The sequence below is a fragment of the Citrobacter sp. genome (assembly GCF_050252275.1).
GTDB lineage: Bacteria > Pseudomonadota > Gammaproteobacteria > Enterobacterales > Enterobacteriaceae > Citrobacter_A > Citrobacter_A amalonaticus.
In genome coordinates this window covers 21025-29660 of the sequence record NZ_JBFWLF010000014.1, presented here as the reverse complement: position 1 = coordinate 29660, position 8636 = coordinate 21025, and the positions used below count along the sequence as shown (strand labels likewise).

Annotated in this window: 9 protein-coding genes, 2 tRNA genes and 1 rRNA gene; 10 read left to right on the top strand and 2 right to left on the bottom strand. The window is 52.8% G+C overall.

Annotation, left to right across the window (positions count from 1 at the left end; translation table 11 throughout):
• Nucleotides 1–5 precede the first annotated feature (5 nt).
• The 3 genes from rrf to AB7E14_RS02400 all read left to right on the top strand — a co-directional run bounded on the left by rrf (nt 6) and on the right by AB7E14_RS02400 (nt 336).
• Nucleotides 6–121 (top strand): 5S ribosomal RNA (gene rrf, locus AB7E14_RS02410).
• Nucleotides 122–175: 54 nt separating this feature from the next.
• A tRNA-Asp gene (locus AB7E14_RS02405) sits at nt 176–252 on the top strand.
• A gap of 8 nt (nt 253–260) precedes the next feature.
• Nucleotides 261–336, top strand: a tRNA-Trp gene (locus AB7E14_RS02400).
• Between the two features lie 104 nt (nt 337–440).
• On the opposite strand, the gene hdfR is transcribed toward AB7E14_RS02400, so the two are convergent.
• A complete protein-coding gene (hdfR, locus tag AB7E14_RS02395) occupies nt 441–1274 on the bottom strand; it encodes an HTH-type transcriptional regulator HdfR (RefSeq protein ID WP_042998770.1) in 834 nt (277 codons plus the stop codon).
• A gap of 118 nt (nt 1275–1392) precedes the next feature.
• On the opposite strand from hdfR, the gene maoP reads away from it, so the two are divergent.
• Nucleotides 1393–1731, top strand: a complete 339-nt coding sequence (gene maoP / locus AB7E14_RS02390; protein ID WP_042326051.1) for a macrodomain Ori organization protein MaoP — start codon at nt 1393–1395, stop codon at nt 1729–1731.
• Between the two features lie 25 nt (nt 1732–1756).
• On the opposite strand, the gene AB7E14_RS02385 is transcribed toward maoP, so the two are convergent.
• The gene (locus AB7E14_RS02385; RefSeq protein WP_130098248.1) at nt 1757–3277 is read right to left on the bottom strand and encodes a YifB family Mg chelatase-like AAA ATPase; all 1521 of its coding nucleotides are present in this window, start codon (nt 3275–3277) and stop codon (nt 1757–1759) included.
• Between the two features lie 352 nt (nt 3278–3629).
• On the opposite strand from AB7E14_RS02385, the gene ilvL reads away from it, so the two are divergent.
• The 6 genes from ilvL (at nt 3630) to ilvD (ending at nt 8634) form a co-directional block, all read left to right on the top strand.
• On the top strand, nt 3630–3728 hold the full coding sequence (gene ilvL, locus AB7E14_RS02380; protein ID WP_001311244.1) for an ilv operon leader peptide: 99 nt from the start codon (nt 3630–3632) through the stop codon (nt 3726–3728).
• 86 nt (nt 3729–3814) lie between these two features.
• Nucleotides 3815–3865 carry a peptide IlvX gene (ilvX, locus tag AB7E14_RS02375; protein ID WP_193762813.1) on the top strand — a complete coding sequence of 17 codons (51 nt, stop codon included), beginning with the start codon at nt 3815–3817 and terminating at the stop codon, nt 3863–3865.
• A 2-nt stretch (nt 3866–3867) separates the two neighbouring features.
• Nucleotides 3868–5514 (top strand): acetolactate synthase 2 catalytic subunit, encoded by a 1647-nt coding sequence (gene ilvG / locus AB7E14_RS02370; RefSeq protein ID WP_130098247.1) that lies wholly within the window; start codon nt 3868–3870, stop codon nt 5512–5514.
• Nucleotides 5511–5774 (top strand): acetolactate synthase 2 small subunit, encoded by a 264-nt coding sequence (ilvM, locus tag AB7E14_RS02365; RefSeq protein WP_042326055.1) that lies wholly within the window; start codon nt 5511–5513, stop codon nt 5772–5774. Before ilvG ends, ilvM begins: the two co-directional genes overlap by 4 nt.
• 18 nt (nt 5775–5792) lie before the next feature.
• Nucleotides 5793–6722 (top strand): branched-chain-amino-acid transaminase, encoded by a 930-nt coding sequence (ilvE, locus tag AB7E14_RS02360; RefSeq protein ID WP_042998773.1) that lies wholly within the window; start codon nt 5793–5795, stop codon nt 6720–6722.
• A 61-nt stretch (nt 6723–6783) separates the two neighbouring features.
• A complete protein-coding gene (gene ilvD / locus AB7E14_RS02355; protein WP_090050777.1) occupies nt 6784–8634 on the top strand; it encodes a dihydroxy-acid dehydratase in 1851 nt (616 codons plus the stop codon).
• The last annotated feature ends 2 nt before the right edge of the window (nt 8635–8636 follow it).

The window sequence follows — 8636 nt, the reverse complement described above, 5'->3', positions numbered from 1 at the left end:
ATTTGCCTGGCGGCTGTAGCGCGGTGGTCCCACCTGACCCCATGCCGAACTCAGAAGTGAAACGCCGTAGCGCCGATGGTAGTGTGGGGTCTCCCCATGCGAGAGTAGGGAACTGCCAGGCATCAAATTAAGCAGTAAGCTGATGTAAAAATCAGTAGTTGTAGAAAAATTCGGTGGAGCGGTAGTTCAGTTGGTTAGAATACCTGCCTGTCACGCAGGGGGTCGCGGGTTCGAGTCCCGTCCGTTCCGCCACCCTAATTAGGGGCGTAGTTCAATTGGTAGAGCACCGGTCTCCAAAACCGGGTGTTGGGAGTTCGAGTCTCTCCGCCCCTGCCAGAAAATAATCCTTAGCATCTGCTAAGGATTTTTTTTGTCTGTAAAACTCGCCTCCAGATACCGATCTCTTCCTTTTCTGGCATCCTTGCCAATCTCATTTCTGCTTATTCTCCCAGTACATCTATCTTTAGAAGATCTTTGATCAGTACATGTTTATCACTATTTTGCAGCCAAATAGCGTATAACGGACGCGAAAGCGTTGCGCTGTCTGCAACAGTATGCAAACCTCCTTTCTCTTTTGCCCAACGTGTGGGTAACCATGTGCAGCCGTTCAGAGCATGAAGTTGCTGTCTGGCCAGTTCAGCAGAACTGGTGGTGAGTACCGGGACTTCATCGGCAGCAATCAATCCCACTTCGTTCTGTTGAAAGTCTGGCCCCCACTCCAGGCGCAGATAATTCAGAGCCTCTTTCATCGTTGAGGGGCTGGCGCAATATAACGCCAGGGTAAAATACCCCAGTAATTGACTGCTAAATTCATCCATTTTTGGGGCTTCTGTAGTGATAAGCAGATCAAGCTGACGTTCATGCAACTGTTTTACCAGGGACTGGCGCTGCGCAATACGGGCTTCGAATTGCAGGCCGTTCTGGGGCTCTTGTGACTGATACAAGCGTCCCAACCAGCCGTTGAGCATGCACTCCCACAGGGAGGCGCTGGCACCGATTGAAAATTCATTATGTCTGGATGTATGGGCGACCTCTTTACGTGCTGCCTGCCATGTATTCATTAGCGTTTCCGCATAGGGCAGAAGCTTCTCGCCGGCCGCCGTTAAACGGATATTATTTCTGTGGCGGGTAAAAAGATTCACACCCAGTTGGTTTTCCAACTGTCTGATGCGAAAGCTTACCGCCGACTGAGTCAGGTAGAGCGCTTCCGCAGCCCGGCCAAAGTGGCGCGTTCGGCTAACTTCCAGGAAAGTTTTTAACAATTCCGTATCCACAGTGCTCTCCGCAAAATTATTTGTCGTTATGATTTAAATGTTTTGTTTTACACTCTGTCAAGCGTAACTAATACTCCGCGCCATAAATAGATCGGCCAAAGAATTAGGAGCGTGCAGGATGGCGGAAAGCTTTACGACGACTAATCGATATTTCGACAACAAATATTATCCACGCGGATTCTCTCGTCATGGTGATTTCACTATCAAAGAGGCGCAACTGCTTGAACGTCACGGTTATGCCTTCAACGAGCTGGATCTCGGAAAACGCGAGCCGGTTACCGAAGAAGAGAAGCTCTTTGTTGCGGTATGTCGTGGTGAACGTGAGCCAGTGACCGAAGCGGAACGCGTCTGGTCCAAATATATGACGCGTATCAAGCGTCCAAAACGTTTCCATACCCTGTCCGGCGGTAAACCGCAGATGGAAGGTGCTGAGGACTACACAGAGTCTGATGACTAATAAAAAAAGGGCGAAGGCCCTTTTTTTATGTCAGTTGTTTCTGCAGGTGAGCAAGCAATCGATCTATCGCCCGGTAACTGACCGCTTCCTGCAAGTGTCTTCGTGAAATGTGTTCGGCTTGCGCGAGATCGGCAATAGTCCTCGATACCTTTAATAATCGCTGCCAGGCGCGTATAGACAATCCAAGATGGATGAGTGTCTCTTCAAGCCACTGCGCGTCTTCATCCGCTAACGGACAATGTTCGCGTATCTCCCTGTTTTGCAGGTGCGCATTCAATTTGCCCTGGCGTTTATGCTGACGTTCCCGCGCAGCAATGACCCGATGTTTAACCGTAAAGCTGTTTTCTCCCTTTACACCGGGCTGGCTGAGTATGCCTGGTGGTGGGAGAGGGATCTCAAGAGAAAGATCAAAGCGGTCCAGAAAGGGGCCCGATAGCCGACTGAGATAGCGTAATGTCTGTTCAGGTGTATTGCGGTTATGGTTGCCCTGATAATGACCGGTGGGACTGGGATTCATTGCCGCTACCAATTGAAAGCGCGCAGGATAGGTGATCTTAGCGCGCGTACGCGAAAGGTGGATCTGACCAGACTCTATCGGTTCACGTAGAGCATCTAATGTGCGTCGTTCAAACTCAGGCAGCTCATCAAGAAACAGTATGCCGTTGTGTGCCAAAGAAATTTCGCCTGGTGCGGGGATAGTGCCGCCACCAACCATGGCGGTCAGGGATGCGCTGTGGTGTGGTGAGCGAAAAGGTCGTTGTTTCCATAACTTTTGCACGCTGGTCGAGTTAACCAGACTGAGGATAGCGGCGCTTTCCAGTGCTTCTTCGTTACTTAATGCCGGTAACAGGCCATTAAGACGGTTGGCAAGCATCGTTTTCCCCGTACCCGGTGGGCCAACTAATAGCAGATTGTGGCCACCTGCGGCGGTGATCTCAAGGCTGCGCTTCCCTTGCTCCTGACCAATAATATCGCTGAGATCATCAGATGACACACTGATAGTGTCGTTGTTAACAACAGGATGGCTAAGGTCATGTTTTCCTTCCAGGAAGGCACAGACAGCTTGTAGATGATCGGCAACCAGACATCCTTCACCCTCAATCAGCCCGACTTCGTTTTCGTTCTCTTTTGCCACGATAATGCCCCTTCCCACCCGTATCGCCTCGGTTGCGCTGGATATGGCGCCGGGAACGCCGCGTAACGCACCTGTAAGCGCTAATTCACCCACTAACTCATATTGGTCGAGTTTATGGGTTATAAGCTGCTCAGAGGCAACCAGAAGCGCTACAGCAATAGGTAAATCATATCTCCCGCCCTCTTTGGGAAGATCGGCAGGGGCGAGATTGATGGTGATTTTCTTTGCGGGAAAGTCATATCCGCTATTAATGATCGCGCTGCGTACCCGGTCGCGCGCCTCTTTGACGGTCGTTTCTGGTAACCCCACCAATGTTAAACCGGGTAAACCGTTGCTGATATGCACTTCGATAGTAATCGCCGGTGCATTGACACCCAGCGCAGCGCGTGTATGAACAATTGACAGTGACATAGCCCCTCCAGATGCCACTATTATGTCTAATTTCCTCTCTGCAAGATCATTGCTAAATAATGTTTATTCGCAGAAGATTCCGCACTTTTAATGCAATTAGTTTACGTGTTCGCTTTTTTTGGAAGGGCGCTCGCAATCCGTTTTCCTCTCCTGCGATGTTATGAAAAAGGGGTTTACTTCCGTTCAGAAAGTTAATTTTTTTCAATTCCTGGTTTTTGTATATAAAACAAGGGGTTTTCGTTAATGAATTAGCTGAGTCAGAAAAATGAAAAGAAAAAAATCTTGTGCTATTGGCGAAATCTATGGTAACTCTTTAGGCATTCCTTCGAACAAGATGCCAGAAAAGACAAAAATGACAGCCCTTCTACGAGTGATTAGCCTGGTCGTGATTAGCGTGGTGGTGATTATTATCCCACCGTGCGGGGCTGCACTTGGACGAGGAAAGGCTTAAAAATCAAGCCTTAACGAACTAAGACCCCCGCACCGAAAGGTCCGGGGGTTTTTTTTGACCTTAAAAACACAACAGAGGAGCAGAAAATGAATAACAGCATAAAATTCTGTTTCTTCAGATTTATGACGGGGAACTAACTATGAATGGAGCACAGTGGGTGGTACATGCGTTGCGTGCACAGGGGGTCGACACCGTATTCGGCTATCCCGGTGGCGCAATTATGCCGGTCTACGATGCTTTGTACGACGGTGGCGTGGAACACCTGCTGTGCCGACACGAACAGGGGGCCGCGATCGCAGCCATTGGCTATGCCCGTTCTACCGGTAAAACGGGGGTCTGCATCGCTACTTCTGGTCCGGGGGCAACCAACCTGATCACCGGACTTGCAGATGCGCTGTTAGATTCGGTCCCTGTTGTCGCGATCACCGGGCAGGTTGCTGCGCCGTTTATCGGCACTGATGCGTTTCAGGAAGTGGACGTACTGGGGTTGTCGTTGGCCTGCACCAAGCACAGTTTCCTGGTGCAGTCACTGGAAGAGCTGCCACGCATCATGGCGGAGGCGTTTGAGGTCGCTAACACGGGTCGTCCGGGTCCGGTTCTGGTTGATATCCCGAAAGATATCCAGTTAGCCAGCGGGGCGCTGGAACCGTATTTCACGACCGTCGAAAACGCGGCTGTTTTCCCTCAGGCTGACGTTGAGCAGGCGCGTAACATGCTGGCTCAGGCGCAAAAACCGATGCTGTATGTGGGAGGTGGCGTAGGGATAGCGCAGGCGGTTCCGGCGCTGCGTGAGTTTATTGCGGTAACGCAAATGCCGGTGACCTGCACGCTGAAAGGGCTGGGGGCTGTTGAGGCGGATTATCCCTACTATCTGGGGATGCTGGGCATGCATGGCACCAAAGCCGCGAATTTTGCCGTGCAGGAATGTGATTTGTTGATTGCCGTAGGTGCACGTTTTGATGACCGGGTGACCGGAAAACTGGACACCTTCGCACCCCATGCCAGTGTTATCCACATGGATATCGATCCGGCTGAACTGAACAAACTGCGTCGGGCGCATGTCACCTTACAGGGCGATTTGAATGCGCTGCTGCCTGCGCTGCAACAACCGGTCGACATCGATGAATGGCGTCAGCGTAATGCGGAACTGCGTACTGACCACACCTGGCGCTACGATCATCCGGGGGAGGCCATCTACGCGCCGCTGCTGCTGAAACAGCTGTCGGAACGTAAGCCTGCCAACTGTGTTGTAACGACGGATGTCGGTCAGCATCAGATGTGGTCTGCACAACATATGACCTACAGTCGCCCGGAGAATTTCATCACCTCCAGCGGCTTAGGTACGATGGGCTTTGGTTTACCGGCTGCCGTTGGGGCGCAGGTTGCGCGACCGGACGACACCGTTATCTGTATCTCCGGTGACGGCTCCTTCATGATGAATGTTCAGGAGCTGGGCACCGTAAAACGTAAGCAGTTACCGTTGAAGATAGTTTTACTGGATAACCAACGGTTAGGTATGGTTCGACAATGGCAGCAGCTGTTTTTCCAGGAACGATATAGCGAAACCACCTTAACCGATAACCCAGATTTCCTCACGTTAGCCAGCGCCTTCGGCATCCCTGGCCAACACATCACCCGAAAAGACCAGGTTGAAGCGGCGCTCGATACCCTGCTGAACAGCGACGGGCCATACCTGCTTCATGTCTCAATCGACGAACTTGAGAATGTCTGGCCACTGGTGCCGCCTGGCGCCAGCAACGCTGAAATGCTGGAGAAATTATCATGATGCAACATCAGGTCGCCGTAGAGGCTCGCTTTAACCCGGAAACGCTGGAACGTGTTTTACGTGTGGTACGCCACCGTGGTTTTCAGGTATGTGCCATGAATATGGAAGCCGCCCGTGACGCGCAGAATATAAATATCGAATTGACCGTTGCCAGTCCACGGTCGGTCGACTTACTGTTTAGTCAGTTAAGTAAGCTGGTGGATGTGGCACATGTTGCCATCTGCCAGAGCACAACAACATCACAACAAATCCGCGCGTAAGCGTGACAGGAAGAAGAAATGACGACGAAAAAAGCTGATTACATTTGGTTCAATGGCGAGATGGTTCGTTGGGAAGACGCGAAAGTTCACGTGATGTCCCACGCGCTGCACTACGGTACGTCTGTCTTTGAAGGCATCCGTTGCTATGACTCGCACAAAGGCCCGGTGGTGTTCCGTCATCGTGAACATATGCAACGCCTGCATGACTCAGCCAAAATTTATCGTTTCCCGGTCTCTCAGAGCGTGGATGAGTTGATGGAAGCCTGTCGTGAGGTGATCCGTAAAAACAACCTGACCAGTGCTTATATTCGCCCGCTGGTGTTTGTTGGCGATGTAGGCATGGGCGTGAACCCGCCTCCGGGATACACCACCGACGTCATTATCGCTGCGTTCCCGTGGGGCGCGTACCTGGGTGCTGAAGCGCTGGAACAAGGGATCGATGCTATGGTTTCCTCGTGGAACCGTGCCGCACCTAACACTATCCCGACCGCCGCAAAAGCGGGTGGTAACTACCTTTCGTCACTTCTGGTGGGTAGCGAAGCACGTCGTCATGGCTATCAGGAAGGTATTGCGCTGGATGTGAATGGTTACATCTCCGAAGGCGCTGGTGAAAACCTGTTTGAAGTGAAAGACGGTGTGCTGTTTACCCCGCCGTTTACCTCTTCCGCGTTGCCGGGGATCACCCGTGACGCCATCATTAAACTGGCGAAAGAACTGGGTATTGAAGTGCGCGAGCAGGTTCTGTCCCGCGAATCCCTGTATCTGGCGGATGAAGTCTTCATGTCTGGTACCGCGGCGGAAATCACCCCGGTTCGCAGCGTTGACGGCATTCAGGTGGGAGAAGGCCGCTGTGGTCCAGTCACCAAACGCATCCAGCAAGCGTTCTTCGGCCTGTTTACCGGTGAAACCGAGGACAAATGGGGCTGGTTGGATCAGGTAAATTCATAATTAAAGATAAATGGGACGGCACGCACCGTCCCGTTTTACAGACACCAGGAGTAAATAACGCATGCCTAAGTACCGTTCCGCTACCACCACTCATGGCCGCAATATGGCAGGAGCCCGCGCGCTGTGGCGCGCAACCGGAATGACGGATGCCGATTTTGGCAAACCGATCATTGCCGTCGTGAACTCATTCACCCAGTTTGTGCCAGGACACGTGCACCTGCGCGATCTCGGTAAACTGGTCGCTGAACAGATTGAAGCGTCCGGCGGCGTGGCGAAAGAGTTCAATACCATTGCCGTGGATGATGGTATCGCTATGGGTCACGGGGGCATGCTTTATTCACTGCCGTCGCGCGAGCTGATCGCTGATTCGGTGGAGTACATGGTGAATGCCCATTGTGCCGATGCAATGGTCTGTATCTCCAACTGCGACAAAATCACCCCAGGGATGCTGATGGCTTCCCTGCGTCTGAACATTCCGGTGATCTTCGTTTCCGGCGGTCCGATGGAAGCCGGGAAAACCAAGCTGTCTGATAAAATCATCAAGCTCGATCTGGTCGATGCCATGATCCAGGGCGCGGACCCGAAAGTCTCTGACGATCAGAGTAATCAGGTTGAACGTTCCGCCTGTCCGACCTGTGGCTCCTGTTCCGGGATGTTTACCGCGAACTCGATGAACTGTCTGACCGAAGCGTTGGGCCTGTCACAGCCGGGTAACGGTTCGCTGTTGGCGACTCACGCCGACCGTAAACAGTTGTTCCTCAATGCCGGTAAACGCATTGTTGAGCTGACTAAACGTTACTACGAGCAGGATGACGCCTCCGCGCTGCCGCGCAGCATAGCCAGCAAGGCCGCGTTTGAGAACGCCATGACGCTGGATATCGCGATGGGCGGTTCCACCAATACCGTTCTGCACTTATTGGCGGCGGCGCAGGAAGCGGAGATCGATTTCACAATGAGTGATATCGACAAACTTTCCCGTAAAGTGCCGCAGTTGTGCAAAGTGGCGCCGAGTACGCAGAAATACCACATGGAAGATGTTCACCGTGCGGGCGGGGTGCTGGGGATTCTGGGCGAGCTGGATCGTGCGGGCCTGTTGAACCGGGACGTGAAGAATGTGCTGGGGCTGACGTTGCCGCAAACCCTTGAGCAGTATGACATCACGGTGACGCAAGATGACGCCGTGAAGCAGATGTTCCGCGCAGGCCCTGCGGGTATTCGTACTACAGAAGCGTTCTCGCAGGATTGCCGCTGGGACTCGCTGGATGACGATCGCGCTGAAGGTTGTATCCGTTCGCTGGAACATGCCTACAGCAAAGATGGTGGTCTGGCGGTACTTTACGGAAACTTCGCGGAAAATGGCTGCATCGTCAAAACCGCCGGCGTGGATGACAGTATTCTGAAGTTCACTGGCCCGGCCAAAGTGTATGAAAGCCAGGATGAGGCGGTTGACGCGATCCTCGGCGGCAAAGTGGTGGCAGGCGATGTGGTCGTGATCCGCTACGAAGGGCCGAAAGGCGGACCGGGGATGCAGGAAATGCTCTACCCGACCACCTTCCTCAAGTCGATGGGCCTCGGCAAAGCGTGCGCACTGGTTACCGACGGTCGTTTCTCTGGAGGCACCTCTGGCCTCTCCATTGGTCACGTTTCACCGGAAGCGGCCAGCGGCGGCAATATCGCGATCATTGAAGACGGTGACATGATTGCTATCGATATTCCAAACCGTGGCATTCAACTGCAACTGAGCGATGCGGAAATTGCTGCGCGTCGTGAAGCGCAGGAAGCACGCGGCGACAAAGCGTGGACTCCAAAAGATCGTCAGCGTCAGGTGTCGTTTGCGTTGCGCGCCTATGCCAGCCTGGCGACCAGCGCCGATAAAGGCGCGGTCCGCGATAAATCGAAACTGGGAGGCTGATG